The sequence below is a fragment of the Streptomyces sp. NPDC052043 genome (assembly GCF_044548235.1).
Taxonomy (GTDB): domain Bacteria; phylum Actinomycetota; class Actinomycetes; order Streptomycetales; family Streptomycetaceae; genus Streptomyces.
This window is the reverse complement of record NZ_JBIUBT010000004.1, coordinates 443,508-470,006: the sequence shown is the minus strand read 5'-3', so window position 1 is coordinate 470,006 and position 26,499 is coordinate 443,508. Positions and strand designations below refer to the sequence as shown.

27 protein-coding genes are annotated in these 26,499 nt (G+C 71.1%); 14 read left to right on the top strand and 13 right to left on the bottom strand.

The genetic code is table 11. From position 1 onward, the window contains the following. Positions 1-16: 16 nt before the first annotated feature. Positions 17-982 (bottom strand): zinc-binding dehydrogenase, encoded by a 966-nt coding sequence (locus tag ACIHCX_RS13375; RefSeq protein ID WP_400029065.1) that lies wholly within the window; start codon positions 980-982, stop codon positions 17-19. Between the two features lie 144 nt (positions 983-1,126). Continuing rightward, positions 1,127-2,350 carry an NADP-dependent malic enzyme gene (locus ACIHCX_RS13370; protein ID WP_400029064.1) on the bottom strand — a complete coding sequence of 408 codons (1,224 nt, stop codon included), beginning with the start codon at positions 2,348-2,350 and terminating at the stop codon, positions 1,127-1,129. Positions 2,351-2,909: 559 nt separating this feature from the next. Between ACIHCX_RS13370 and ACIHCX_RS13365 the strand changes: the two genes are divergently transcribed. The 3 genes from ACIHCX_RS13365 to ACIHCX_RS13355 are packed head-to-tail and all read left to right on the top strand — an operon-like array spanning position 2,910 to position 5,655. Beyond that, on the top strand, positions 2,910-3,869 hold the full coding sequence (locus tag ACIHCX_RS13365) for an ABC transporter substrate-binding protein (protein ID WP_400029063.1): 960 nt from the start codon (positions 2,910-2,912) through the stop codon (positions 3,867-3,869). Between the two features lie 47 nt (positions 3,870-3,916). Further along, positions 3,917-4,852, top strand: coding sequence for an amino acid ABC transporter permease (locus tag ACIHCX_RS13360; RefSeq protein WP_400029062.1), 936 nt, complete (start codon positions 3,917-3,919; stop codon positions 4,850-4,852). Between the two features lie 50 nt (positions 4,853-4,902). Continuing rightward, positions 4,903-5,655, top strand: coding sequence for an amino acid ABC transporter ATP-binding protein (locus ACIHCX_RS13355; protein WP_400029235.1), 753 nt, complete (start codon positions 4,903-4,905; stop codon positions 5,653-5,655). 84 nt (positions 5,656-5,739) lie between these two features. On the opposite strand, the gene ACIHCX_RS13350 is transcribed toward ACIHCX_RS13355, so the two are convergent. After that, positions 5,740-6,516, bottom strand: a complete 777-nt coding sequence (locus ACIHCX_RS13350) for a class I SAM-dependent methyltransferase (RefSeq protein ID WP_400029061.1) — start codon at positions 6,514-6,516, stop codon at positions 5,740-5,742. A 99-nt stretch (positions 6,517-6,615) separates the two neighbouring features. Here ACIHCX_RS13350 and ACIHCX_RS13345 point away from each other — a divergent pair, with 99 nt between their 5' ends. Continuing rightward, the gene (locus ACIHCX_RS13345; protein WP_400029060.1) at positions 6,616-7,245 is read left to right on the top strand and encodes a CGNR zinc finger domain-containing protein; all 630 of its coding nucleotides are present in this window, start codon (positions 6,616-6,618) and stop codon (positions 7,243-7,245) included. Here the strand turns inward: ACIHCX_RS13345 and sodX are convergent. Next, entirely contained in the window at positions 7,149-7,583 is a 435-nt protein-coding gene (sodX, locus tag ACIHCX_RS13340; RefSeq protein WP_400029059.1) for a nickel-type superoxide dismutase maturation protease, read from the bottom strand. The genes ACIHCX_RS13345 and sodX overlap by 97 nt on opposite strands. A gap of 146 nt (positions 7,584-7,729) precedes the next feature. Here sodX and sodN point away from each other — a divergent pair, with 146 nt between their 5' ends. The 3 genes from sodN to ACIHCX_RS13325 all read left to right on the top strand — a co-directional run bounded on the left by sodN (position 7,730) and on the right by ACIHCX_RS13325 (position 9,138). After that, entirely contained in the window at positions 7,730-8,125 is a 396-nt protein-coding gene (gene sodN, locus ACIHCX_RS13335) for a superoxide dismutase, Ni (protein ID WP_020123534.1), read from the top strand. Positions 8,126-8,250: 125 nt separating this feature from the next. Beyond that, positions 8,251-8,703, top strand: coding sequence for a helix-turn-helix transcriptional regulator (locus ACIHCX_RS13330; RefSeq protein WP_400029234.1), 453 nt, complete (start codon positions 8,251-8,253; stop codon positions 8,701-8,703). Between the two features lie 9 nt (positions 8,704-8,712). After that, on the top strand, positions 8,713-9,138 hold the full coding sequence (locus ACIHCX_RS13325; protein ID WP_400029058.1) for a VOC family protein: 426 nt from the start codon (positions 8,713-8,715) through the stop codon (positions 9,136-9,138). Between the two features lie 74 nt (positions 9,139-9,212). Here the strand turns inward: ACIHCX_RS13325 and ACIHCX_RS13320 are convergent, their stop codons facing one another. From ACIHCX_RS13320 to ACIHCX_RS13310, 3 genes are all read right to left on the bottom strand, one after another. Then, positions 9,213-9,863, bottom strand: coding sequence for a GNAT family N-acetyltransferase (locus tag ACIHCX_RS13320; protein ID WP_400029057.1), 651 nt, complete (start codon positions 9,861-9,863; stop codon positions 9,213-9,215). Between the two features lie 179 nt (positions 9,864-10,042). Continuing rightward, positions 10,043-11,206 carry a family 2 encapsulin nanocompartment cargo protein polyprenyl transferase gene (locus tag ACIHCX_RS13315; RefSeq protein WP_400029233.1) on the bottom strand — a complete coding sequence of 388 codons (1,164 nt, stop codon included), beginning with the start codon at positions 11,204-11,206 and terminating at the stop codon, positions 10,043-10,045. Between the two features lie 126 nt (positions 11,207-11,332). Beyond that, positions 11,333-12,739, bottom strand: coding sequence for a family 2B encapsulin nanocompartment shell protein (locus ACIHCX_RS13310; RefSeq protein WP_400029056.1), 1,407 nt, complete (start codon positions 12,737-12,739; stop codon positions 11,333-11,335). Between the two features lie 222 nt (positions 12,740-12,961). Between ACIHCX_RS13310 and ACIHCX_RS13305 the strand changes: the two genes are divergently transcribed. After that, positions 12,962-13,879 carry a 1-aminocyclopropane-1-carboxylate deaminase/D-cysteine desulfhydrase gene (locus ACIHCX_RS13305; protein ID WP_400029055.1) on the top strand — a complete coding sequence of 306 codons (918 nt, stop codon included), beginning with the start codon at positions 12,962-12,964 and terminating at the stop codon, positions 13,877-13,879. A 12-nt stretch (positions 13,880-13,891) separates the two neighbouring features. On the opposite strand, the gene ACIHCX_RS13300 is transcribed toward ACIHCX_RS13305, so the two are convergent. Then, the gene (locus ACIHCX_RS13300) at positions 13,892-15,487 is read right to left on the bottom strand and encodes a Na+/H+ antiporter (RefSeq protein WP_400029054.1); all 1,596 of its coding nucleotides are present in this window, start codon (positions 15,485-15,487) and stop codon (positions 13,892-13,894) included. Between the two features lie 76 nt (positions 15,488-15,563). Between ACIHCX_RS13300 and ACIHCX_RS13295 the strand changes: the two genes are divergently transcribed. From ACIHCX_RS13295 to ACIHCX_RS13285, 3 genes are all read left to right on the top strand, one after another. Then, positions 15,564-15,824: a UBP-type zinc finger domain-containing protein gene (locus tag ACIHCX_RS13295; protein WP_400029053.1), complete on the top strand. Its 261-nt coding sequence runs from the start codon at positions 15,564-15,566 to the stop codon at positions 15,822-15,824. Positions 15,825-16,083: 259 nt separating this feature from the next. Further along, positions 16,084-16,500 (top strand): anti-sigma regulatory factor, encoded by a 417-nt coding sequence (locus tag ACIHCX_RS13290; protein WP_400029052.1) that lies wholly within the window; start codon positions 16,084-16,086, stop codon positions 16,498-16,500. Continuing rightward, positions 16,497-17,636, top strand: coding sequence for an RNA polymerase sigma factor SigF (locus ACIHCX_RS13285; protein ID WP_400029051.1), 1,140 nt, complete (start codon positions 16,497-16,499; stop codon positions 17,634-17,636). Before ACIHCX_RS13290 ends, ACIHCX_RS13285 begins: the two co-directional genes overlap by 4 nt. A gap of 76 nt (positions 17,637-17,712) precedes the next feature. Here the strand turns inward: ACIHCX_RS13285 and ACIHCX_RS13280 are convergent, their stop codons facing one another. After that, complete coding sequence (locus ACIHCX_RS13280; protein ID WP_400029050.1) at positions 17,713-18,177, bottom strand: hypothetical protein; 465 nt, start codon at positions 18,175-18,177, stop codon at positions 17,713-17,715. A 117-nt stretch (positions 18,178-18,294) separates the two neighbouring features. Here ACIHCX_RS13280 and ACIHCX_RS13275 point away from each other — a divergent pair, with 117 nt between their 5' ends. Both ACIHCX_RS13275 and ACIHCX_RS13270 read left to right on the top strand, forming a co-directional pair. Beyond that, entirely contained in the window at positions 18,295-19,263 is a 969-nt protein-coding gene (locus tag ACIHCX_RS13275) for a diacylglycerol/lipid kinase family protein (protein WP_400029049.1), read from the top strand. Between the two features lie 316 nt (positions 19,264-19,579). Further along, entirely contained in the window at positions 19,580-19,837 is a 258-nt protein-coding gene (locus tag ACIHCX_RS13270) for a WhiB family transcriptional regulator (protein WP_016639615.1), read from the top strand. Positions 19,838-20,019: 182 nt separating this feature from the next. Here ACIHCX_RS13270 and ACIHCX_RS13265 read toward each other — a convergent pair whose 3' ends face one another. Continuing rightward, positions 20,020-21,486, bottom strand: a complete 1,467-nt coding sequence (locus ACIHCX_RS13265; RefSeq protein WP_400029232.1) for a sensor histidine kinase — start codon at positions 21,484-21,486, stop codon at positions 20,020-20,022. Positions 21,487-22,114: 628 nt separating this feature from the next. Here ACIHCX_RS13265 and nagB point away from each other — a divergent pair. Next, positions 22,115-22,900, top strand: coding sequence for a glucosamine-6-phosphate deaminase (nagB, locus tag ACIHCX_RS13260; protein ID WP_400029048.1), 786 nt, complete (start codon positions 22,115-22,117; stop codon positions 22,898-22,900). A gap of 224 nt (positions 22,901-23,124) precedes the next feature. Here nagB and ACIHCX_RS13255 read toward each other — a convergent pair whose 3' ends face one another. Genes ACIHCX_RS13255 through ACIHCX_RS13245 form a run of 3 tightly spaced genes read right to left on the bottom strand, consistent with a single transcriptional unit; the run spans position 23,125 to position 26,438 of the window. After that, positions 23,125-24,615, bottom strand: coding sequence for a glycoside hydrolase family 3 protein (locus ACIHCX_RS13255; protein WP_400029047.1), 1,491 nt, complete (start codon positions 24,613-24,615; stop codon positions 23,125-23,127). A gap of 9 nt (positions 24,616-24,624) precedes the next feature. Beyond that, the gene (locus ACIHCX_RS13250; RefSeq protein ID WP_400029046.1) at positions 24,625-25,455 is read right to left on the bottom strand and encodes a carbohydrate ABC transporter permease; all 831 of its coding nucleotides are present in this window, start codon (positions 25,453-25,455) and stop codon (positions 24,625-24,627) included. After that, a complete protein-coding gene (locus ACIHCX_RS13245; protein ID WP_400029045.1) occupies positions 25,452-26,438 on the bottom strand; it encodes a carbohydrate ABC transporter permease in 987 nt (328 codons plus the stop codon). The genes ACIHCX_RS13250 and ACIHCX_RS13245 overlap by 4 nt, the downstream gene beginning before the upstream one ends. Between the last annotated feature and the right edge of the window lie 61 nt (positions 26,439-26,499).

The following is a 26,499-nucleotide window of genomic DNA, read 5'->3' as shown; positions in this document are numbered from 1 at the left end:
GCCGGGGCGGCGGGAGTCAGGAGGTGGTGAGCACGACCTTGCCGAAGTGGCTGCCCGACTCCAGCCGTTGGAAGCCCTCGCGGGCCCGGTCGAGCGGCAGCACCTCGTCGATGACGGGACGGACCCCGGTGGCGGCGCAGAAGGACAGCAGGTCCTCCAGTTCGTCCTTGGTGCCCATGGTCGAGCCGACGACCTTCAGCTCCAGGAAGAAGATGCGCGTCAGCTCGGCGTGGGACGGCCGGTCGCCGCTCGTGGCCCCGGAGATGACGATCGTGCCGCCGGGCCGCAGCGACTTGACCGAGTGCGACCAGGTGGCCGCGCCGACGGTCTCGATCACCGCGTCCACCCGCTGCGGCAGCCGTGCCCCCGGCTCCAGCGCCTCCACCGCGCCGAGCTCCACCGCACGCCTGCGCTTGGCCTCGTCCCGGCTGGTGGCGAACATCCGCAGCCCGGCCGCCCTGCCGAGCACGATCGCGGCCGTGGCGACACCGCCGCCGGCGCCCTGGACGAGGACGGAGTCGCCGGGACGCACTCCGGCGTTGGTGAAGAGCATGCGGTACGCCGTGAGCCACGCCGTGGGCAGGCAGGCGGCCTCCTCGAAGGAGAGCTCCTTCGGCTTGGGCAGGACGTTCCAGGTCGGCACGGCCACCTGCTCGGCGAAGGTGCCCTGGTAGCGCTCGGTGAGGATGGACCGGGGCTCCCCGGGCCGTACCCCGTACCCGCTCTGTCCGATCACGGAGTGCAGGACGACCTCGTTGCCGTCCTCGTCGACGCCGGCGGCGTCGCAGCCGAGGATCATGGGCAGCTTGTCCTCGGACAGGCCCACCCCCCTCAGCGACCAGAGGTCGTGGTGGTTCAGTGAGGCGGCCCTGACGTCGACCGTGCTCCAGCCGGGACGGGCCTCGGGGGCGGGGCGCTCCCCCGTCTCCAGGCCGCTCAGCGGCTGGTCGCGGTCGATTCGGGCGGCGTAGACAGCGAACATGACCTTGACCATAGGGGTGCGCCCCGGCCGGCGGAACCACGCGCCTCTGTGACACTCACCCTCTTGCGGGGCGGGAGGACGCGAAAGACGCGGGACAGGACGAACGGCCCCGTCCTTGGTGGACGGGGCCGTTCGGGGGTCGGCTCAGCGACGCGCCACGCCCTCGGCGCGGGCCGCGGCGGCCACCGCCGCGGTCACGGCCGGGGCCACCCGCTCGTCGAACGGCGAGGGGATCACGTAGTCCGCGGCGAGGTCGTCCCCGACGACCCCGGCCAGCGCGTCGGCCGCCGCGAGCTTCATTCCCTCGGTGATCCGGGAGGCCCGCACCTGGAGCGCGCCCGCGAAGATGCCGGGGAAGGCCAGGACGTTGTTGATCTGGTTGGGGAAGTCCGAGCGCCCGGTCGCCACGACCGCCGCGTACTTGTGCGCGACCTCGGGGTGCACCTCGGGGTTCGGGTTGGCCATGGCGAACACGAAGGCGCCCTCGGCCATCGACGCCACGGCCTCCTCCGCCACCGTGCCCCCGGAGACGCCGATGAAGACGTCGGCGCCGGCCAGCGCGTCCTCCAGGGAACCGCTGATGCCGGCCTTGTTGGTGAACTCGGCCAGTTCGCGCTTGACCTGCGTCAGGTCCGTGCGGTCGGCCGACACCACGCCCTTGCGGTCCGCGACCGCGACATCGCCGATACCGGCCCCGACCAGCATCTTGGCGATGGCCACTCCGGCCGCGCCCGCGCCGGAGATGACGGCCCGCAGATCCCCGATCGCCCGCCCGCTCAGCCGCGCCGCGTTGCGCAGTGCCGCGAGGGTCACGACCGCCGTGCCGTGCTGGTCGTCGTGGAAGACCGGGATGTCCAGACGCTCCTGGAGCCTGCGCTCGATCTCGAAGCACCGGGGGGCCGAGATGTCCTCCAGGTTGACCCCGCCGAAGGACGGCGCGAGGCGCACCACGGTCTCGATGATCTCGTCGACGCCGGTGCAGTCCAGCGCGATCGGCACCGCGTCCACGCCACCGAACTGCTTGAACAGGATCGCCTTGCCCTCCATCACCGGGAGGGAGGCTTCGGGGCCGATGTCACCGAGCCCCAGCACTGCGGTGCCGTCGGTCACGACGGCGACCACGGACGACTTCCACGTGTAGTCGTGGACCAGTTCCGGCTGCTCCGCGATGGCCGAGCACACGCGCGCGACGCCGGGCGTGTACGCCAGGGACAGGTCGTCCTTGTCGCGGACGGGCACAGTGGCCTGCACGGCCATCTTGCCGCCGCGGTGCAGCGCGAAGGCCGGATCGAAGGAGTCGAGCGGCTCAGCTCCGCCGTCCTGATCCGTACTGCTGTCGCTGCGAGGATTGACGATCTCCGCTGCCACTTCGTTTTACCCCTTAAGTGTTCATGGTTTGAGGGTTGCCGCTCCTGGTGAAGAGCGGGCGGGACCGCGCACGGACCGTGAGTGATGCCTTCGGCCACCTGCGCGACGGGCGCGCCGCACACGCGCTCCGAGCCCCGGATGAGGGGTGTGAAGAACCTTCTTACCGGACGATCGGCGTCAACGACGAGTCCATAACGTCAAGGTCACATGACGGGGACGCGGCACTTGGCCCAAATTTTGGCCCAATATGGGGACAACTCGTCGCCGAGTGCCCGACACAGTCGCAACTGCACTCAAACACGATGCCCCGCCGGACCGCATCCTGAGACGAGCCGAAGGTTTTCCGGCCGCAAGAAGGCATTCCCGCAGATGGTCCGGCTTCGCCGGAGCCGCTTCACGCTGTTCGGGGGTCACCCGTTATCCGATTTTGACATGGCGACTCCCCTGAATGGCGCAGCCCGAATGGCAAGATGCGGTCAATCACACGAGGTCGCAACACCCGAAGGTGTGTGTCCTCATCGACCCGTCGGCAGCTCCATCCATCAGCCGGAGGAACCACATGACCGCACGCTCCACCCGTCGTACGACCGCCGCGCAGTCCCGGCTAGCTGCGGTCGGTGCGATCGTGGTCACCGGCGCCCTGATCCTCACCGGCTGCGGTGACCAGACCAAGGACAAGAACAAGCCCTCGGGTAGCGACTCGGCCAACGCGGCCCCGCTGGCCGACAAGCTCCCGGCCCAGATCCGGGAGAAGGGCGTCATCAGGGTCGGCTCCGACATCGCGTACGCGCCGGTCGAGTTCAAGGACAAGTCCGGCACCGTCGTGGGCCTCGACCCCGACGTCGCGGCCGCCCTGGGCAAGCAGCTCGGGGTGACCTTCGAGTTCGAGAACGGCACCTTCGACGCCCTGCTCACCGGCATCCGCTCCAACCGCTACGACGTCGCGATGTCGGCGATGACGGACAACAAGAGCCGTCAGGAGGGCGTCGACCCCAGCACGGGCAAGAAGGTCGGCGAGGGCGTCGACTTCGTCGACTACCTGTCCGCCGGTGTCTCGATCTACACCAGCAAGGGCGACACCAAGGGCATCAACGGCTGGTCCGACCTGTGCGGCAAGAAGATCGCCCTGGAACGCGGCACCATCTCGGAGGACCTCGCCAAGGCCGAGGCGAAGAAGTGCCCGAGCGGCAAGAAGCTCACCATCGAGCCGTTCGACGACGACCAGCTGGCCCAGACCCGGCTGCGCTCGGGCGGCGTGGACGCGGTCTCCTCGGACTTCCCGGTCGCCGCGTACGCGGTGAAGACCTCCGGCGGCGGCAACGACTTCGAGATCGTCGGCCCGCAGGTCCAGGCGGCCCCGTACGGCATCGCCGTCGCCAAGGGCAACACGCAGCTGCGCGACGCCCTCCAGGCCGCGGTGAACGCGATCATCAAGAACGGCGAGTACGAGAAGATCCTCGAGAAGTGGGGCGTCCAGTCCGGCGCCGTGACGGAGTCCGTCGTCAACGGCGGCAAGTGACCGCACACCCGAGCCGCCGCTGACCGTCCCCCTGAGAGGCGACACCCGTGACTGCTGACATCGACAGGACGGCGGGCCCCAAGGACACGCCCCCGGCCGGACCGCAGGCCATCAAGGCCATTCCGGTCCGGCACTACGGGCGGTACGTCACCGCCGTCGTCGCGATCGCGATCCTGGTCGCGATCATCAACGCGTTCAGCCAGGGCAGGATCAACTGGCACGCGATTCCGTCCTACTTCTTCGACCACCGGATCATGACCGGCGTCGGCAAGACCCTGATGCTCACGGTCCTGTCGATGCTGATCGGCATCGTCGGCGGCATCGTCCTCGCGGTGATGCGCCTGTCGAAGAACCCGGTGACCTCGAGCATCGCCTGGTTCTACATCTGGTTCTTCCGCGGCACCCCGGTCCTGGTCCAGCTGTTCGTCTGGTTCAACCTGGGCCTGGTCTTCCAGTACGTCAACCTGATGCCGTTCTACAAGGACTACTGGTCGAACTTCATGACGCCGCTGCTGACGGCGTTGCTCGGCCTGGGTCTGAACGAGGCGGCGTACATGGCGGAGATCTGCCGCGCCGGCCTGATCTCGGTCGACGAGGGCCAGACCGAGGCCGCCCACGCGCTGGGCATGAGCAACGGCAAGACCCTGTTCCGGATCGTCGTTCCGCAGGCGATGCGGGTGATCGTGCCGCCGACCGGCAACGAGGTCATCAACATGCTGAAGACGACCTCGCTGGTGTCGGTCGTCCAGTTCTCGGAGCTGTTCCGCTACGCCCAGGACATCGGCCAGGTCTCCGGTGCCCCGGTGGAGATGTACTTCCTCGCCGCCACCTGGTACCTGATCATGACCTCGGTGCTGAGCGTGGGCCAGTACTACATCGAGCGGTACTACGCCCGCGGCTCCAGCCGCAGCCTGCCGCCGACGCCGTGGCAGAAGGTCAGGACGCATCTGACGTCCTTCTCCAGCAGGAAGGTCACGGCATGACCGACAAGCTCACCGAACAGGGCGTCACCGCGCGCGACGCCGGCGTCGCGATGGTGAAGGCCGAGGGCGTCCACAAGTCCTTCGGCCAGGTGGAGGTGCTCAAGGGCATCGACCTGGAGGTCAGGCCCGGCGAGGTGTTCTGCCTCATCGGCCCCTCCGGCTCCGGCAAGTCGACGTTCCTGCGCTGCATCAACCACCTCGAGAAGATCAACGCGGGCCGGCTGTACGTCGACGGCGAACTCGTCGGCTACCGCCAGCACGGCGACAAGTTGTACGAGCTGCGCGACCGCGAGGTCGCCATGAAGCGCCAGGACATCGGCATGGTCTTCCAGCGCTTCAACCTGTTCCCGCACATGACCGCGCTGGAGAACGTCATCGAGGCGCCGGTCCAGGTCAAGGGCGTGAACAAGGGCGAGGCCAGAGAACGGGCGATGCAGCTGCTGGAGCGCGTGGGCCTGGCCGACCGGGCGGGGCACTACCCCGCGCAGCTCTCCGGCGGCCAGCAGCAGCGGGTGGCGATCGCCCGCGCCCTGGCCATGGACCCCAAGCTCATGCTGTTCGACGAGCCGACCTCGGCGCTCGACCCGGAGCTGGTCGGTGACGTCCTCGACGTCATGCGCGACCTCGCCGAGTCCGGTATGACGATGGTCGTCGTCACCCATGAGATGGGCTTCGCCCGGGAGGTCGGCGACAGCCTGGTCTTCATGGACGAGGGCGTGGTGGTGGAGTCCGGCCATCCGCGCGAGGTCCTGACCGACCCGCAGCACGAGCGCACGCAGTCCTTCCTGTCGAAGGTGCTGTAGGCCCGAGGCCCGAGGCAGGACGCGGACGAGAGGGGCGGTACGGGTATCCCGTACCGCCCCTCTCGCACGCGGCGCGCGGGAGCCCTACTTGAGGGCGAGCAGCAGCGTGTCGGACGGCGAGCACCACACCGGGCGGGCCTCCGCGAAGCCCTGGTCGCGCAGGACGCGCGCGTGCCACGCGGCGGACGGCATGTCGCCGTCGGCGTGCTCGCCGTAGATCTCGAAGCGGCGGGCCGTCGGTCCGGCCAGCACCGGGTCCTTGGCGGCCAGCTGCCACCACTCCGCCCAGTCCAGGGCGCCGGCCCGCTTGGCCTGTTCCATGCGCGCGTGCCGCTGGGCGCGCTCGGCCGCGTTGATCCTGGGGGTGGTCTCGTCGATCATGTGGTCCGCGTTCATGAAGACACCGCCGTCGCGGACGAGTTCCGCGACCTGGCCGTAGAGGGCGGCGAGCGGTTCGGTGTGCAGCCAGTGCAGGGCCGTGGCGGTCAGGACGGCGTCGTACGAGTCGTACGGCAGCTTCGCCGGCCAGTCGGGGTCCTTGAGGTCCGCGGTCACGAAGGAGACCCGCTCGTCGCCGTCGAAGGTGCCGCGCGCGATGGCGAGAAGCGCCGGGTCGAGGTCGACGCCGGTGCTGGTGGCCCCGGGGAAGCGGGCGAGCAGCCGGGCGGTGATGGTGCCGGTGCCGCAGGCGAGGTCCAGGATGCGCGGGGTGGTGCCGACCAGCGCCTCGACCATGTCGAGCATGATGCGGAAGCGTTCCTCGCGGTCGGGCATGTACCACTCCTGCTGGCGGTCCCAGCTCTCCTGCCAGGCGGCCCAGTCGGCCCCCTCCGCGGTGATGCCCGTCCTCGTGTCCGTCATCGCAGCCCTTCCTGCCCCTGTCACGTAATACCCTTGAAGGCCAGCCGGCTATTACCCGGCCGCTCCCTCGACCATAGAGCGCCTGCGTAAGGACTACAAGTGGAACTGGCCTATTACTCGGACTACGCCGTACGACTCGTCAACAGCGAGGAGCCGGCCCGGGGCAAGGACGCGCTGACCTCGGTCGACGCGGTCCGGGACCTGTTCGGCGCCAACGCTTCCGCGGCCCGCCGCGCCACGGACGCCGATGTCACGCGCTTCCGCTCGGTACGGGCCCGGCTGCGCTCGGTCTTCGAGGCCGCCGACCAGGGCGACGAGACGCTCGCGGTGGCCCTGCTGAACTCCCTGCTGCTGGAGTTCCCGGTGAGCCCGCAGATCTCGGGGCACGACCACCGCGACGAGGACGGCCGCCCGCTGTGGCACATGCACCTGGCGGACCACCCGTCCAACGCGACCGCCGGCTACGCGGCGATCGCGGCGATGGGACTGGCGTTCCACCTCACCGAGTACGGCGTCGACCGCCTCGGCCTGTGCGAGGCCGCGCCGTGCCGCAACGCCTACCTGGACACCTCCACCAACCGCTCGCGCCGCTACTGCTCCGACCGCTGCGCGACCCGCGCGAACGTCGCCGCCTACCGGGCGCGCAAGCGTCTGGAGGCCGACCGGTCGGCGAACACGGGCCGGGCCGCCGACAGCGCCCAGCGCACCAGCGCCAGCGGCGAGCGCTGAACACGCCGGCGCGGCCGGTAGCGGAACCGCACCTTGCCCAGGACCAGGTCCTCGGGCACGGTCCCGTAGTCGGTGCTGTCCCCGCCCGCGTAGGCGTTGTCGCCCAGCACCCACCAGCCGCTGTCGCGCCGCTCCGAAGCGCGCTTGACGACCAGCAGGTCCTGCTGGAACGGATGCCGCAGGACCACCACGTCACCGGGCCGGATCCGGGCGCCGTACTGCACCACGAGCCGGTCGCCGTGGTGCAGCGTGGGCACCATGGACGGCCCGGTCACCTCCGCCAGCCCGAAGGGCAGTAGGGCGCCTTTGCGCTCGGTCTCCTGCGACAGCTCCGGCATCCCCGGCACCTCCCCGGTCACGTTCCTCCACCAGTCTCAGTCTCACCCCGGACTTTTGTCCTAAGCCCAAGGGGGCACCCGCGAAAACACGCCTGTCAGGGAGTAATGTCCCACCTGAGAAGACGATCACGAGGAAGGATGGCTCCATGCTCTCCCGCCTGTTTGCCCCCAAGGTCAAGGTCAGCGCACACTGCGACCTTCCCTGCGGTGTGTACGACCCGGCCCAGGCCCGCATCGAGGCGGAGTCGGTGAAGGCCGTCCAGGAGAAGATGGCCGCGAACGACGACCCGCACTTCCAGGCGCGCGCCACCGTCATCAAGGAGCAGCGCGCCGAGCTGGCGAAGCACCACGTCTCCGTGCTGTGGAGCGACTACTTCAAGCCCCCGCACTTCGAGAAGTACCCGGAGCTGCACCAGCTGGTCAACGACGCCCTGAAGGCCCTCTCCGCCGCCAAGGCCTCCACCGACCCGGCCACGGGTCAGAAGGCCCTGGACTACATCGCCCAGATCGACAAGATCTTCTGGGAGACGAAGAAGGCCTGAGCCGCGGTTCGTGCGGTGATCGGCAGTCGGTGCACCACTGCGGGTCGCCGTGAACTGTGAAGGGGTCCGGTCGTTGTGCGACCGGGCCCCTTCGCCGTGCCGGCGCGTGGCATGCTGGCGGGGTGATGCCCGAAGACCTGGTGCGGTTGCGGCGGGCCCGTGACCGCATGGACCGTGAGTACGCCGAGCCGCTGGACGTGGCCGCGCTCGCGCGGACCGCGCTGATGTCGCCGGGGCACTTCCAGCGCAGCTTCCGGGCCGAGTACGGGGAGACGCCGTACGGGTACCTGATGACGCGGCGCATCGAGCGGGCGAAAGCGCTGCTCAGGCGGGGGGACATGAGCGTCACGGAGGTGTGCCTGGCGGTGGGCTGTACGTCGCTGGGATCCTTCAGTTCACGGTTCACCGAACTCGTCGGCGAGACCCCGAGCGCCTACCGGGCGCGGTCGCACGACGACAGTGCCGTGATCCCGGCCTGTGTGGCCCGGACCTTCACCCGGCCCAGTCGAGCGGGACCGCGTCCCGCGCCCCAGGTCCTGTCGTCGCGGGGCCGACGGGAAGGTGACGACAGGGCCTAGCGTGAGGGTATGGACCTCAAACTGCGCCAGTGTTTCATCGCCGTCGACGACCACGACAAGGCGCTCACCTTCTACCGCGACGTGCTGGGGCTGGAAGTCCGCAACGACGTCGGGTTCGAGGGGATGCGGTGGGTGACCGTGGGGTCGCCGCTGCAGCCGGACGTGGAGATCGTCCTGGAGCCGCCCGCGGCGAATCCGGACGCCTCCCCCGCCGACCGGGAGGCCATGGCCCGGCTGCTGGCCAAGGGCATGCTGCGCGGGGTCATCTTCACCACCGCCGACTGCGACGCGCTCTTCGCCCGTGTCCAGGAGTTCGGCGCCGACGTCGTCCAGGAGCCGACGGACCAGCCGTACGGGGTGCGCGACTGCGCCTTCCGCGACCCGGCCGGGAACATGCTGCGCTTCCTGGAGCGGTCTCAGGACGAGCGGTCCTGAGGTCATGGGTCACCGCCACACCCCGCGGCGCCGTCGCTCGCCCCGTGTCACCTCGGCTCCTGCCCTCCGCCAGGTCAGGGAAGGTCCCGGCCGGTGAGCGGTTCGCGCCACATCGGCCACATCCGGGGGCCGTCCGGGATGTCGAGGGTGCGGTCGGCGAACGTGAAGCCCAGACGTGCGTAGAGGTTCGTGCTGCGCTCGCTGCTGGCCTCCAGATAGGCGGGCAGGCCCTCGCGGTCGCAGCGGTCGAGGACGTGCTGGATGAGGGTGCTGCCCAGGCCCTCCCCCTGGCGGGCCGGCGCGACGCCGATCATCCACAGGTACTCGTGGGCGCGGTCGGCAGGATGCGACTCGGCCATCAGCCGGGCGATCTCCTCGACCCGCGCGTTGGCCGGGTCGACACTCTCGCGCAGCCGCACGGCGTCGTCCGCCTCGTCCGCCTCGTCCGGGGCTCCCGGGTCGCCCCCGCCGTCCGGACCGTCCCCGTCGGCCGCCGGCATCGACAGCCACAGCGCGCACGCCGTGCCGTCCTCGGTCAGGTCGATCCGGCCCTCGGCGAGCACGATGTCGGTGAAGGCGGCCATCAGTCGGTGGTGGGTCGTGCGGCGGTACTCCCGCTCCGGGAAGACCCAGCCGCTCACCGGGTCGTCCTGGAAGGCCTCGTCCAGCAGCCGCACGACCAGTTCCCGGTCGTCTTCCCCCGCCGCCCGGATCCCCACGCCCATCTTCCGCCCTCTCAGCTCAAGTGCCGTTCCAAGTACGGGAGTTGAGACTAGGCGATCAGGGTCGGCTCCGCACACCGCGGGGCGGTCCTGGGCCCGCCGCACCGGAGCCGCCGGTGGCCGTACGGGTCAGGATCCGTACGGGTCCGGCGGCTCCGGTCCTCCCCCTCCCCCCGGGCGGATCAGACGGTGCGTCGCGTCACGAACTCGGCCAGGGCCAGCAGTCCGCCCGCGTTCGCCGGATCCGGCACGGCGCGGGCCAGGTCGTCCACGGCCCGGGCCATCCGGTCGGCCGCCTGGGCCTGCGCCCAGTCCCGGCCGCCGGCCCGCTCCACCACCAGCGCCATCTGCTCCTCCTCCCCGTCCCGATGGGGCCGGGCGTACAGCCCGGCCAGTTCAGCGGCGGCCGGGGTGCCGGAGGTCAGCGCGGCGACCACCGGCAGGGACTTCTTGCGGGCCGCGAGGTCGGCGCCGACCGGTTTGCCGGTGCGGGCCGGGTCGCCCCATATGCCGATGACGTCGTCGATCAGCTGGAAGGCGAGCCCCGCCTGCCGGCCGAACGCGTCCAGCGCCTCGACCTCCCTCTCGGCCGCCCCCGCGTACAGGGCCCCGACGGCACAGGCGCAGCCGAGCAGCGCGCCCGTCTTGGCCTCGGCCATGGTGAGCACCTCGGCGAGCGTGACCTCGCCGGGGGCACGCCGTTCCAGGGCGGTGTCCGCCCGCTGGCCCTCGCAGAGTTCGACGACGCAGCCCGCGAGCCGGGCGGCGGCGGCCGGTGACGCCGCGCACGGGTTCTGCGCGAGCAGCCCCAGGGCCAGCGCCTGGAGCGCGTCCCCGGCCAGGATGGCGTCGTTCTCGCCGAACACCGTCCACGCCGTGGGCCGGTGCCGTCGGGTGGCGTCCCGGTCCATCACGTCGTCGTGCAGCAACGTGAAGTTGTGGACCAGCTCCACCGCCGCCGCGGCCCGCGCCGCCGCCGCCCGCGCGGGCGGCCCGCCGAGCGCGGTGGCCGCCGTGAGGACCAGCGCCGGGCGGATGGCCTTGCCCCCGTTGCCCGCGGCCGGGGTGCCGTCCGCGTGCTCCCAGCCGAAGTGGTAGCGCGCGATCCGGCGCATCGAGGCGGGCAGGGAGGCGACGGCCGCCCGCAGTTCGGGATCGACCGACGCCCGTGAGTGTTCGAGGATCACCGCCGCGTCGTGCCCGTCGGGCGCGGCCGGTCCGCCCGAGCCACCGCCGGCGCGCGGGGGAAGAGGGTCGGCGGAGCCGGGTCCCGCCGGCCGCGCGGCCCCCACGGGGCGGGGCACGCCGGTCGGGCGCCGCGTCGTCTCCGTCATGAACTCAACCAATCGATCCACATCCGATCCCTGGCGAAGAGACCGCGGACGGTGGCACTTCCGCAGCCGGAACTGGGCGCATACCCTCCGGACCTACCCGGCCCGGCGAGCCGGGACACCGAGAGCCGGCCCGCGTGATCAGCGCCAACGGCCGACCTCGATGTTCTCCAGGACGCCGAGCGCGTCCGGCACCAGCACCGCCGCCGAGAAGTACGCCGTTACCAGGTACTTGACGACGGCCTGCTCGTTGATGCCCATGAACCGCACGGACAGGCTCGGCTCGATCTCGTCGGGGATGCCCTTCGCGCGCAGCCCGATGACGCCCTGGTCGTCCTCGCCGGTCCGCAGGGCGATGATCGAGCTGGTCCGCGCCTCGGTGACCGGGATCTTGTTGCACGGGAAGATCGGCACACCGCGCCAGGTGGGGATGCGGTTGCCGCCCATGTCGATGGTCTCCGGGACCAGGCCCCGCTTGTTCAGCTCGCGGCCGAACGCGGCGATCGCACGCGGATGGGCGAGGAACAGCTTGGTGCCGCGCCGCCGGCTGAGCAGCTCGTCCATGTCGTCGGGGCTGGGCACGCCGTCGTGCGGGTGGATCCGCTGGTCGTACTCGCAGTTGTGGAGCAGGCCGAAGTCGCGGTTGTTGATCAGTTCGTGCTCTTGGCGCTCCTTCAACGCCTCGGCGGTCAGCCGGAGTTGCTGCTCCGTCTGGTTCATCGGCTGGTTGTAGAGGTCGGCGACGCGTGTGTGCATGCGCAGGACGGTCTGCGCGATGCTCAGTTCGTACTCGCGGGGGCTGGCCTCGTAGTCCACGAAGGTGTGCGGGATGTCCGGCTCACCGCTGTGTCCTGCGGCGAGTTCGACCGCCTTCTCCCCGAACCTGTTGGCGTTCTGCTCGGGGGTCGAGACCTGCTGCCGAAGGTGGTCGCGCAGCGATTCGGCGCGCTCGGCGACCTGTTCCACGTCGCGGCGGGAGAGGACGAGGACGGTGCACGCGGTGTCCGCGCGGGCCGTGTACTCCCAGATGGCGTCCGGGTCGAGGAGCGCCTGGTCGCCGAAGTACGCGCCGTTGGCGAGGACTCCGAGGACCTGGTCGTCGCCGTAGGGGCCGGTGCCGACCTTCTGGACCCTGCCGTGCGCCAGCAGGTACACCTCCTCGGCCTGGCTGCCGAAGGAGGCGATCACCTGGCCCGCCTCGATCTCGCGCTGGCGGCAGCGCCGGGCGAGTTCCGCGAGCACGTCGCCGTCCTCGTAGTCCCGCAGCGCCGGCAGTTCGCCGAGTTCGGCCGGGATGACCTCGACGCGGTCGCCGGTCTTCACGAAGGTGATGCGGCCGTCGCCGACGGCGTAGGTGAGCCGCCGGTTCACCCGGTACGTGCCGCCCTGCACGTCGACCCAGGGCAGCATGCGCAGCAGCCAGCGCGAGCTGATCTCCTGCATCTGGGGAACGGACTTGGTGGTGGTGGCCAGGTTCCGCGCGGCCGCGGTGCCGAGGCTCTGCTGCGGCCGGTCCTGCTCTGCGCGGACCTCTTCGCCTACCGACATAGAGAATTACCCTCCCGCTCATGCCCGGCGCCCTCGGCGCCGTGCATCGATTTGCGTGCGTCAGCCTTCCAGCACGGGACGTTGTCGTGCTATTACCCGAAAGAGCGGGAATGGATCACTGTGACCACGGGCAGGAATCGCGGATTCCGTTTCTGTGACCAGCGGATTCGCGGTGCCTCGGCGGCCGTGCCGCCGCCCCGGCCGGGCGGGGACAATGGCCGGGTGACCCGCTCCGCCGCCCCCGACCCCGCCGCGCTCTCCCCCCGGCTGCCCTCGCCCCTCCACGAGGTCGCCGACGACCGCTTCGGCCGTCGCGGCCTGCGGCTGCTGCTCAAGCGCGACGACCTGATCCACCCGGAGCTGACCGGCAACAAGTGGCGCAAACTCGCCCCGAACCTGCGGGCCGCGGCCGGCCGGACGGTCGTCACCTTCGGCGGCGCCTACTCCAACCACCTGCGCGCCACGGCCGCCGCCGGCCGTCTGCTGGGCCTGCCGACGGTCGGCGTGGTCCGCGGCCAGGAGCTCGCCGAGCGCCCCCTGAACCCCTCCCTGGCGCGCTGCGCGGCCGACGGGATGCGGCTGCACTTCGTCGACCGGTCGACGTACCGCCGCAAGGCCGAGCCCGGGACGCTGGCGGCCCTGGTGCGCACCGCGGGCGCCGAGGAGGCCCATGTGGTCCCCGAGGGCGGCAGCAACGCCCTGGCGGTACGCGGCTGCCGGGCCCTGGGCGAGGAGCTGGGCGAGCAGGCGGACGTCGTCGCCCTGGCCTGCGGCACCGGCGGCACCCTGGCCGGCCTGGCCGGCGGGCTCGCACCGGGCCGGCGCGCCCTGGGCATACCGGTGCTCAGGGGCGGCTTCCTGGCGGCGGACATCGAGGCCCTTCAGGAGCGGGCCTTCGGCGCCCGGCGCGGCACATGGTCGCTCGACGAGCGCTTCCACTTCGGCGGCTACGCCCGTGTCCCCGACGAACTCGAGACCTTCGCCGAGGACTTCACCGCCCGGCACGGCGTCCCCGTCGAGCGCCTGTACGTCGCCAAGCTGCTGTACGGCCTGGTCGCCCTCGCCGGTGAGGGCGCCTTCCCGCGCGGGACGACGATCGCCGCGGTCGTCACGGGCAGTCCCTTCCCGGCGCCGGCCTGATCCACCCGGCCCTCACGCCGCCTCCCGGTAGGCCGCCGCCTCCTCCAGGTCCAGCCTGCGCAGCAGCGTGCGCAGCATCTCGTCGTCGATGTAGCGGCCGTCCCGCAGGCGCACGAACACCTCGCGCTCGGCGCCGATCACGTCCCGGGCCAGCCGGCGGTAGGTGTCGTCGACCGACTCGCCGGTGACCGGGTTGGCCTGGCCGAGCCGCTCCCAGACGGAGTTGCGGCGGCGTTCCAGGACCGTGCGGAGCCGGTCGGCGAGTGGCGGGGGCAGGGCGTTGCGCTCGTCGGCGAGCAGTTCCTCCAGGCGCCGTTCGGCGGCCAGGGACGCCTGCGCCTGCGCGTTCGCCTCGGCCAGGGTCTCCGCCTGCGCGTCGCGGCTGGGGAACCTCAGCACGCGGATCAGTGGCGGCAGCGTCAGGCCCTGCACCACCAGGGTCCCGATGACGGTGGTGAAGGTCAGGAAGAGCAGCAGGTTGCGCTTCGGGAAGGGCGTGCCGTCGTGCAGCGTGACCGGGATCGAGAAGGCGATGGCCAGGGACACCACGCCCCGCATCCCGGCCCACGCGGTGACCATCGCCCCCCTCCAGGTGGGGTTCTCCTCGCGCTCCCGGACCCGCCGGGACAGCAGCCGCGGCAGGAACGTCGCCGGGTACACCCACACGAACCGCGCCGCGACGACCACCAGGAAGACGGCGACCGCGTACCAGGCGGCCTCGGCGCCGGAGTACGCCCCGAGGCCCCTGAGGACAACCGGCAGCTGAAGCCCGATGAGGGCGAACACCGATGACTCCAGGACGAACGCCACCATCCGCCACACCGCCTCCTCCTGGAGCCGGGTGGCGAAGTCGACCTCCCACGCCCGGTGGCCGAGGTAGAGGGCGACGGTGACGACGGCCAGGACGCCGGAGGCGTGCACCTGCTCGGCGACGCCGTAGGCGACGAACGGGATCAGCAGGGAGAGCGTGTTCTGCGGCAGCGCCTCCTTCAGGTGGGTGCGCAGCCAGTGCAGCGGCAGCATCAGCACCAGCCCGATCCCGACGCCGCCGATCGCCGCGACCAGGAACTCCAGCACCCCGCCCGCCCAGGTCGCGCCCGCGCCGACCGCGGCGGCCAGCGCCACCCGGTAGGCGGTGATCGCGGTGGCGTCGTTGAGCAGGGACTCCCCCTGGAGGATCGTGGTGATCCGCGAGGGCAGCCCGACCCGGCGGGCCACCGCCGTCGCCGCGACCGCGTCCGGCGGCGCCACCACCGCGCCCAGCACCAGGGCCGCGGTCAGCGGCAGTCCCGGCACCAGCAGGTACACGGCCCAGCCGACCACGAAGGTCGCGAACAGCACGTACCCGACGGAGAGCAGCGCCACGGGCCGCAGCTGCGCACGCAGGTCGAGGTAGGAGCTCTCGATGGCGGAGGTGTGCAGCAGGGGCGGCAGCAGCAGGGGCAGGACCACGCCGGGGTCGAGGGTGTAGGCGGGGACCCCGGGGATGTAGGAGACCGCCAGTCCGGCCGCGACCAGCAGCAGGGGCGCCGGCACGGGGGTGCGCCGGGCGGCCCCGGCGACCGCGGCGCTGCCCGCCACCAGGAACAGCAGCGGCGTCACGTCCATGGTCCTCGCCCACCCATCGTTCGTAGCCCGGCGCTTTCCGCGCGGTCACTCCCACGCCCGTCGTAATCTGGCAATCATGAAACAGTGCACGCACGCCGGCGCGCTGCCGCACCCGGAGCCCGACCCCCGGAGCGACACGTGTCCGGAGTGCCTGGCGGACGGCACGCATCCGGTGCAGTTGCGGCTGTGCCTGTCCTGTGGCCACGTCGGATGCTGCGACTCCTCGCCGGGACAGCATGCGACCAAGCACCACAAGGACACCGGGCACCCGGTGATGCGGACCTTCGAACCCGGCGAGGACTGGCGGTGGTGCTTCGTGGACCACGTCCTCGTATGACCAGGACGACCAAAATGGGGGACGGTTCGACCGTCTGACGTCTGGGTACGTCAACCCGGCGCCCGCCGTTCCCATTTGGGCCCGCAGACCTCTAGCCACGGAGCGTATCCGTAGCTCTACAATGAGTGACGGCAAGGGGTCGGGGTCCCGGGACAGAAAGGCCGGGCGCGCGGTAGCGTCACCGCTGAACCATGTAGCGCGTTGTCCCGGGGGAATGCCCCCCGGCCCTGAGAGAGCTTGTACCACCTTGGAGGTGAGGGTGTCCCAGATCGCAGGCGAGCCCGCGGCGAACCAGGACTTCGTGGAGGTCCGGCTGCCGGCTGCGGGTGCCTACCTGTCGGTGCTGCGGACGGCCACGGCCGGTCTCGCGGCCCGTTTGGACTTCACCCTCGACGAGATCGAGGACCTGCGCATCGCGGTGGACGAGGCCTGCGCGATCCTGCTCCAGCAGGCCGTGCCCGGCTCGGTGCTCAGTTGCGTCTTCCGGTTGGTCGACGACTCGCTCGAGGTCACCGTCTCGGCCCCGACGACGGACGGTCACGCGCCCTCGCGGGACACGTTCGCCTGGACCGTCCTGTCCGCTCTCGCGGGCAAGGTCTCCTCCGCCGTGGACGACGACAAGACCGTGTCGATCAGCCTCTACAAACAGCGCGGCGCGGGACCCGGGCCGACGTGAGGAACGGGGACGGGCCGGTGCGGGACGAAGAGCGCGGCACACGGGAGATTCCGGCCGAGGACGGGACTCCGGCGCGCGCGGACGGGGCCGGAGCCGCGGGCGGGGCCGCCCGGGGCGGCCCGGCCGCGGCCCGGCACGCGGCGGACGGTATCGACGGCATCCCGGAGCAGGCCAGGCCGCACCCGGAGGACGAGCCGCTGGTCGCCGGCCACGGCGGTCCTCCCCCTCACGGGGACTCCCCCCGTTCGAGCGAAGGCGAGAACCCGGGGAAGGAGGCGAGGGCTCGGGGAAGGGCGACGGGCGGGACGATGAGCGAGCACGAGCGAAACTCCGAGGTCGCGGCGCGGGCCGCGCCGGTCGTGCACACCACGCGGCACGACGCTCAGGACCGCAGTGGCGCGCGTGCGATGTTCGTCGAGCTGCGCTCCCTGCAGGAGGGCAGCCCGCAGTACGCCGAGCTGCGCAACCAGCTGGTCCGCATGCACCTGCCGCTCGTCGAGCACCTCGCGCGCCGCTTCCGCAACCGCGGCGAGCCGCTGGACGACCTCACACAGGTCGCCACCATCGGCCTGATCAAGTCGGTCGACCGCTTCGACCCGGACCGCGGCGTGGAGTTCTCGACGTACGCGACTCCGACGGTCGTCGGCGAGATCAAGCGGCACTTCCGGGACAAGGGCTGGGCGGTGCGCGTGCCGCGCCGGCTCCAGGAGCTGCGCCTGGCGCTGACCACCGCGACGGCCGAGCTGTCCCAGCTGCACGGCCGCTCCCCGACGGTGCACGAGCTCGCCGAGAAGCTCGCCATCTCCGAGGAGGAGGTCCTGGAGGGCCTGGAGTCGGCCAACGCCTACTCCACGCTGTCCCTGGACGTCCCCGACACGGACGACGAGTCCCCGGCGGTCGCGGACACCCTCGGCGCCGAGGACGAGGCGCTGGAGGGCGTGGAGTACCGGGAGTCGCTGAAGCCGCTGTTGGAGGACCTCCCGCCGCGCGAGAAGCGGATCCTGCTGCTGCGCTTCTTCGGCAACATGACCCAGTCGCAGATCGCGCAGGAGGTCGGCATCTCCCAGATGCACGTCTCCCGGCTGCTGGCCCGCACTCTGGCCCAGCTGCGGGAGAAGCTGCTGGTGGAGGAGTAACAGGAGTAAGCGGGAGTAAGAGGGGAGCAGGGTCGCGGGGACCGGGACGGCCGGGGCGGAGGCCGGCCGTTGCCGGCTACCGCTGCCCGGTCTCCCCGGCCCGGCCAGGGCCCTTGATGCCGAGGGCCGTGGTCGTCTCCGGGTTGACGAGCAGCACCAGCGCCGTGACGGCCACCACGGCGAGCGCGATGCCGGCCGGGATGGCCGTGCCGTCGGACCGCAGCAGGGTGTAGGCGACGGGCAGCGCCATGATCTGCGTGATGACCGCCGGTCCCCGGCTCCAGCCGCGGCACAGCAGCAGTCCGCGGGCGGCGAGCAGCGGCAGCAGCGCGAGCACGAGCACCGTGACACCGCCGGTGACGCCGGTCCACCGGTCGCCCTCGTGGCCGGTCAGGGCGGCGACGAGCATCCAGATCCCGCCGACCACCAGCACGAGCCCTTCCAGCGCGGCCAGGGCCGCCGCGTACGTCAGCCGCCGCGGGCGCGGACCCGGGGCGTCCGTGCCGTCCGTGGTCCTGGGGGTGTTGCGCTCACTGCTCACCCCAGCAGGGTAGCCCGCGCGGCCCGGACCGCCGTGTGGCAGGCTCACGGCCCGCTCTCTTACCCGATCCCTACCTCGGGGTGGGGCGAGTACTGCCCGGTAGGTACGCTGCACCTCATGCGTGCACTTCTCGTGGTCAATCCGGCGGCTACCACCACAAGCGCACGTACGCGCGACGTCCTGATCCACGCGCTCGCCAGCGAGATGAAGCTGGACGCGGTCACCACCGAGTACCGCGGCCACGCCCGCGACCTGGGCCGGCAGGCCGCGGACAGCGACGACATCGACATGGTGGTGGCCCTCGGCGGCGACGGCACGGTCAACGAGGTCGTCAACGGCCTGCTGCACCGCGGCCCGGATCCCGCGCGCCTGCCGCGCCTCGCGGTGGTGCCCGGCGGTTCCACCAATGTCTTCGCCCGCGCCCTGGGCCTGCCCAACGACGCCGTGGAGGCCACCGGCGCGATCCTGGACGCCCTGCGCCGGGGCAGCGAGCGCACGGTCGGACTGGGACTGGCCTCGGGCACGCCCGGCACCGACGACGCGGCGGTCCCGGAGCGCTGGTTCACCTTCAACGCCGGGCTCGGCTTCGACGCCGGCGTGGTCGGCCGGGTGGAGCAGCATCGCGAGCGCGGCAAGAAGTCCACGCACGCCCTGTACGTACGGCAGGTGGTCCGCCAGTTCCTCGGGGAGCAGAGCCGCCGGCGCGGGACGATCACCCTGGCGCGGCCCGGGGAGGACCCGCTCACCGAGCTGGTGGTGGCCATAGTCTCGAACACCTCGCCGTGGACGTATCTCGGCAATCGCCCGATGTACACGTCACCTAAGGCCTCGTTCGATACCGGGCTCGACGTGCTCGGTCTCAGCCGCCTGTCCACCGCCGCGGTTGCCCGGTATGGCACCCAGTTGCTCACTTCGTCCCCCGAGCGCGGCCCGCGGGGCAGGCACGCCGCCTCCCTGCACGATCTGAGCCGCTTCACCTTGCATTCGAAGGTCCCGCTCCCCCTCCAGATGGACGGTGACCACCTGGGGCTGCGAAAGAGCGTGACGTTCACAGGCGTTCGCCGTGCACTGCGTGTGATTGTGTGAGTAGAAGGGCCCAAAGTCCTTTCACTCGAACGTTTAGGCAAGGATCCACCCCATGGAAGTACGGCTGTGACCTAGTCGACACCGAGGAATCAAAAAAAACTTTCCGGAAGGGGTTGTATCCGCCGCCGAGGTTTGCGAGTCTCTACGTGGCGATCGGGACGGCCCACCACACAGGCCCCAGAGATCACCGGAACCCCTCTTCAAATCACAGGACCACGCCAGGGAACCTGGCAGTCGGCCCTTCCCTTGTTGAGGGATTCGTGAAAGCGTTCACATTCACAAGCAACCGCACGTCACACCAAGAGAGGTAGCAGCCATGGACTGGCGTCACAACGCCGTTTGCCGCGAGGAAGACCCCGAGCTGTTCTTCCCCATCGGCAACACCGGTCCTGCGCTGCTGCAGATCGAGGAAGCCAAGGCCGTCTGCCGTCGCTGCCCGGTTATGGAGCAGTGCCTGCAGTGGGCGCTCGAGTCCGGTCAGGACTCCGGCGTCTGGGGTGGTCTCAGCGAGGACGAGCGCCGCGCAATGAAGCGCCGTGCCGCCCGCAACCGGGCTCGTCAGGCCTCCGCCTGACCACAGCCACCCCGCTGACAGCCTGAGCTTGGCGGCGCGTACAGCGAGTACGCATCTCCCGCCCCCGAGCCGCAGCGCGCAGTACCCCCGATGCGCACACAGGACGCAACGAGCGACTGGCCTCGGACCGAGTTTCGGTCCGAGGCTCTTTGCTGTGCGGGCCGCCTGTGTCGCCGCGCGGGCTACTTGTCCGGCTGCACCGGAATGTCGAGGATCACGCGCGTGCCGCGCTCGGGAGCCGGAACCATGTCGAAGGTGCCGCCCAACTCCCCCTCGACCAGGGTCCGTACGATCTGCAGGCCGAGGTTGCCCGAGCTGTGCGGGTCGAAGTCGCCGGGCAGGCCCACGCCGTCGTCCTGGACGGTGACGAGCAGTCGGGCCTCGCGCGAGGTGCCGCCGCGGACCGCGGAGACCTCGACCGTCCCCGTCTCGCCCTCACGGAAGCCGTGTTCCAGGGCGTTCTGAAGGACCTCGGTCAGCACCATCGACAGCGGGGTGGCGACCTCGGCGTCCAGGATCCCGAAGCGGCCGCTGCGCCGGCCGGTCACCTTGCCCGGGGAGATCTCGGCGACCATCGCCAGCACCCGGTCGGCGATCTCGTCGAACTCCACCCGCTCGTCCAGGTTCTGGGACAGTGTCTCGTGCACGATGGCGATCGACCCGACCCGGCGGACCGCCTCCTCGAGCGCCTCCCGGCCGCGTTCGGACTCGATGCGCCGGGCCTGGAGCCTGAGCAGGGCCGCCACCGTCTGGAGGTTGTTCTTGACCCGGTGGTGGATCTCCCGGATCGTCGCGTCCTTGGTGATCAACTCCCGCTCGCGGCGGCGCAGTTCGGTCACGTCCCGGAGCAGCACCAGCGAACCTATGCGCGTGCCCTTGGGTTTGAGCGGGATGGCCCGGAACTGGATCACCCCGTCCTTCGCCTCGATCTCGAACTCCCGGGGCGCCCAGCCGCTCGCCAGCTTCACCAGCGCCTCGTCCACCGGGGCCCGGGAGGGGGCGAGTTCCGCGGTGGTCTGGCCCAGGTGGTGGCCGACGAGGTCGGCGGCGAGACCGAGGCGGTGGAAGGCGGAGAGCGCGTTGGGCGAGGCGTACTGAACGATGCCGTCCGCGTCCAGCCGGATCAGGCCGTCGCCCACGCGCGGCGAGGCGTCCATGTCGACCTGCTGGTCCGGGAAGGGGAAGGAGCCGGCGGCGATCATCTGCGCCAGGTCCGAGGCGCTCTGCAGATAGGTCAGCTCCAGCCGGCTCGGGGTACGCACGGTGAGCAGGTTGGTGTTGCGCGCGATGACGCCGAGGACGCGCCCCTCCCGCCGCACCGGGATGGACTCGACGCGGACCGGGACCTCCTCGCGCCACTCGGGGTCGCCCTCCCGCACGATCCGGCCCTCGTCGAGCGCGGTGTCCAGCATCGGGCGGCGGCCGCGCGGGACGAGGTGGCCGACCATGTCGTTCTGGTAGGAGGTGGGGCCGGTGTTGGGCCGCATCTGGGCGACCGAGACGTACCGGGCGCCGTCCAGGGTGGGGACCCACAGGACCAGGTCGGCGAAGGAGAGGTCGGAGAGCAGCTGCCACTCCGAGACCAGCATGTGCAGCCACTCGAGATCGGAGTCGTCGAGCGCGGTGTGCTGGCGTACGAGTTCGTTCATGGAGGGCACGTCTGCGAGCGTACCCGGGCGTTTGTGCGGTCCCGAAACACCCGGCGGCGCCGGGCCCCGAAGACACCCGCGGGCCGCGGCGCCTGAGAGGGACCCTCAGCCCTCCCGGCACCGCAGCCCGGAGCAGTATCGGCCGTGGGCGTGCGGTCCCGGTCGGCCGAAGGATGAGGAACCGGGGCAGTCAGGGCAGAGAGCTCCGGGTCCTCGGTCCGCCTTCCTGTGCGGGGAAGACGGAGGCTCGTGCGTTCACCTGTCGTGCGCGGACGGTGCCGCGCGCGTGCGCTGTTCGAGACGTCTCACAGCATTCTGGACTAGACCACTTGGCCTGTCCATGCGCGGGACGAGGTTGTTGTTTTTTCTTCCGCGATCGACGATCGGCCGGGACGGGCCGGCCGGATCTCCCGGCGCGCTGCACGCAGCCTAGCCCGCCCGGCTCGACGGTGGGGCCGAACAGGGGGAACAGGGGAAACAGAGGGAAACAGGGGTCGGGCGCGCGGGCGGACGAGCGCGGCACACAGGGGCCCGATTCTGTTAGATTGGGCTTGGATTGGTCTAAACCACATGACCCTCGTAACCGGGTCCGTCCCCTTCAGATCCTCCTCAGATCGGCAGGCCCAGCGTGGAAGTTGTCATCGTTCCGGACGCCCGAGCGGGCGGCGAACTCATCGCCGAGGCGATGGCGCAGCTGCTCCGGCGCAAGCCCGACGCCCTGCTCGGCGTGGCCACGGGCTCCACTCCCCTGCCCGTGTACGAGGCACTGGCGGCCAAGGTGCGCTCCGGTGCCGCGGACCTCTCGCGGGCGCGGATCGCCCAGCTCGACGAGTACGTGGGGCTGCCCGCCGACCACCCCGAGTCCTACCGCTCGGTGCTGCGCCGTGAGGTGCTGGAGCCCCTCGGCATCGGGATGGACGCCTTCCTCGGGCCCGACGGCACCTCCGAGGACGTCCGCTCGGCCTGCGCGGCCTACGACCGGGCGCTGGCCGAGGCCGGCGGCGTCGACCTGCAACTGCTCGGGATCGGGACCGACGGGCACATCGGGTTCAACGAGCCGTGCTCCTCGCTCGCCTCGCGCACCCGGATCAAGACCCTGACCGAGCAGACCCGCGTCGACAACGCGCGCTTCTTCGACGGCGACGTCGAGCAGGTGCCGCACCACGTCATCACGCAGGGCATCGGGACGATCCTGGAGGCGCGGCACCTGGTGCTGCTGGCCACGGGCGAGGGCAAGGCGGACGCGGTCGCGACGACCGTCGAGGGGCCGCTGGCCGCGGTCTGCCCCGCCTCGGCGCTTCAGCTCCACCCGCACGCGACGGTCGTCGTCGACGACGCCGCCGCGTCCAAGCTGAAGCTCGCCGACTACTTCCGCCACACGTACGCCAACAAGCCGGACTGGCAGGGCATCTAGGGCCTCTCGTTGGGATCATGCCGGGCTGATCCCAACGAAGGACCCCAGCCACTCGCGCGGCCCGGTCCACGGCGAAGCCGGCCACCCCGCAGGGGGCGGCCGGCTTCGCCGTGTCGAGTGCCGCAGGACTCCGCGCAAAAGGGCGGACACCGCTCCGAGCCCTGGCCCTCCGCCCTGACCCTCCGGGGGACATCCCCGGCCGGGGACTCGGCGGCGGCCGCCGTTCACTCGCCCGTGATGACCTCCGCCGCCGCCCGGCCGCAGACGCGGGCCGCGCCGTGGGTGGCGATGTGCAGGGCGCCGCGCGGGACCGCCTGGGGGACGCCCATCTCGACGACCACCGTGTCCGGCCGCGCCGCGAGCAGGGTGTCCAGGGCGGCCGCCATCCAGGGGTGGCGGTGCTCGTCGCGGACGACGGCCACCACACGCCGGGTGCCGGCCTCCTGGAGCGCCGCGCGGCCCGCGTCCTCGCCGGCGAAGCTGCCCGTCCGGGTACCCGGCAGGAGGCGGCAGAGCTCGGCGGCCACGCCCCACGGGGTCTCGTCGCCGACCGCGATGTTGGCGACGGGGGTGAGGGCGGCGACGTAGGGCGGCTCCATGAGCGGGGTGAAGCTCTCCGCGGCGGTGACGCGCAGCGCGCGCCGGGCCGCCCGCAGCCCGACCTCCGGGTCGGCGGTGCCCCGCGTACCGGCCGGGTCCGCGGCCGCGGCGGCCCAGCGGGCGAGGGCGCGGACCCGGTCGGCCGCGTCCGCCAGCCGTTCCTCGGGCAGCTCCCCGGAGCGGACCGCGGCGACCAGGGCGTCGCGCAGGCCGGTCACGGTCTCCTCGTCGGCCAGTCCGCCGCCCACGCAGATCGCGTCGGCTCCGGCGGCGACGGCCAGGACGCTGCCGCGCCGGATGCCGTAGTGGTCCGCGATGGCCCGCATCTCCATGCCGTCGGTGACGATCAGGCCCTCGTAGCCGAGTTCGCCGCGCAGGAGGTTCGTCAGCACCTGGCGGGACAACGTTGCCGGAAGGTCCGGGTCCAGGGCCGGCACCAGGATGTGGGCGCTCATCACGGCCTTGCTGCCGGCGGCGATCGCCGCGCGGAACGGGGCCAGTTCGCGCTCCTGGAGCACCTCGGCGTCCACGTCGATGCGGGGCATCGCGTGGTGGGAGTCCACGGCGGTGTCGCCGTGTCCGGGGAAGTGCTTGGTGCAGGCGGCGACACCCGCGGCCTGGAGGCCGGTGACGTAGGCGGCGGTGTGCCGGGCGGCCAGATCGGTGGCGGCGCCGAAGGACCGTACGCCGATGACCGGGTTGCCGGGGTTGGAGTTGACGTCGGCGGAGGGCGCCCAGTTGAAGTTCACCCCGCACTCGGCAAGGCGTCTGCCGAGTTCGCGCGCGACGGCCTCGGTCAGCTCCACGTCGTCCACGGCGCCCAGCGCGTGGTTGCCGGGGAAGCTGGAGCCGGTACGCACCTCCAGGCGGGTGACGTCGCCGCCCTCCTCGTCGATGGCGACCAGGACGTCCTCGCGTTCGGCGCGCAGCTGCGCGGTGAGGGCGGCCAGTTGTTCGGGCGAGGCGATGTTCCGGCCGAACAGCCCGACCGAGGACAGACCCTCACCGAGGCGCCGGAGCAGCCAGTCGGGGGCCGTGGTCCCGGTGAAGCCGGGCTGGAGAACGGTCAGCGCGTCGCGGGTGAGTGTGTCGGTACCGCTGGCGATTGTCGTCATCGGGTGGCGTTATCCCTTCACGGCGCCCGCGGTCAGGCCGCTGACGGCCTTGCGCTGGAGGTAGACGAAGAGGATCAGGATCGGGAGGGCGAAGAGGGAGGAGGCCGCCATGGTCGCGCCCCAGTCGTCGCCGAACTGGCTCTGGAAGCTGGACAGCCACAGCGGCAGCGTCTTGGCCTCGGCGTCCTTGTTCAGCACCAGGACGAGGGCGAACTCGTTCCAGGCGGTGATGAAGCCGAACAGCGAGGTGGCCATCAGGCCCGGGGCGAGCAGCGGCAGGATGACCCGGCGGAAGGCCGTCATGCGGGAGCAGCCGTCCACCAAGGCCGCCTCCTCCAGCTCCTTGGGCACGGCGGCGACGAAGCCGCGCAGCGTCAGGATGGTGAAGGGCAGGATCATCATCGTGTAGAAGAGCGTCAGCGGCACGAGGCTGTTCAGCATCGACGCGTCCCGCACGATCATGTAGATGGCGATGATCATGACTTCCCAGGGCGCCATCTGGGCCAGCATGAAGCCGATGACGAAGCCGCGCCGCCCCCTGAAGCGCATCCGCGCCAGGGCGAAGGAGCCGGCCAGCGCGATGACCAGCGAGAAGACGACGGCGAGGACGGTGACGGTCACCGAGTTGGTGACGTACGTCGAGAAGTGCTCGACCTGCGTCGCCGTCCTGAAGTGCTCGAAGGTGAAGTCGACCGGGAACCAGACCGGGTCCTCGGAGATGATGTCGCCGGTCGGCTTGAACGCCGTGGAGAACATCCAGTACACGGGGAAGACGAAGCCGATGAACAGGACGACGGCCGTGACGTTGGGCCACACGCGGCCGAAGAGCGAGCGCTTCACAGCTCGTCCTCCTCTTGCTTGAGCACGATCCTGAGGTAGTAGGCGGTCAGGCCGAGCAGGATCAGGATGGTCAGGACGGCGATCGCCGCACCCATGCCGTAGTGCTGGTTGCCGATGCCCTCGACGTAGGCGTAGACGGGCAGGATCTCGGTGAGCCGGTCCGGGCCGCCGCTGTTGATGAGAAGGACCTGTGCGAACGCCTTGAAGACCCAGATGATCTCCAGGAACGTCGTCGCGTAGAGGAAGGGCCGCAGGAACGGCAGGGTGACCGCGGTGAAGCTCCGCCAGACGCCGGCGCCGTCGAGGGAGGCCGCCTCGTACAGCTCGGCGGGGATGGTGGTGGTCGCCGCGTACAGGTTGATCGCGACGAACGGGATGGACATCCACACGATCAGCAGGGTGATGACGAAGAACGTCGACATCTGGCTGCTGGTCCAGCTGTAGTCGGCCATCGAGTGCCAGCCGAGCTTGTCCAGCACCCAGTTGACGACGCCGAAGCGCTGGGCGAACAGCCACTGGTAGACGGTGCTGGCCGCCACGATGGGCATGGCCCAGGCCAGCACCAGGCCGATCAGCAGGGTGAACCGCATGCGCTTGCCGAGGCGGGCGAGCAGCAGGCCGACCAGCGTGCCCAGGACCATGATCAGGACGACGTTGACCGCCGTGAACAGGACCGAGCGGAGGGTGACCCGCCAGAAGTCCTCGCTGGTGAGGGTCTCCTTGTAGTTGTCGATGCCGTTCCACTCGGTGACGTGCTGGATCAGCTGCGTCATGTTGAGGTTCTGGAACGACAGCAGGAAATCCTTCAGCAGCGGCCAGCCGAGCAGCAGCACGGTGGCCGCGCAGGCGGGCAGCAGCAACAGATAGGGGGCGAACCCGCCGCTGCGCGAGGCGGCTCGCGGTGTCGGACCGCCGGATGCCCGGCCGTCCGCCTCGCGGGCGTCCAGCGGGCCGGAGGGCGGCCGTTCGGTCTGCACGGTCATGCTCGCGATCTCTCTTCTCGGCCTACGTACGTCGACCCGCGTACAGGTGCCGGGGCGGGGC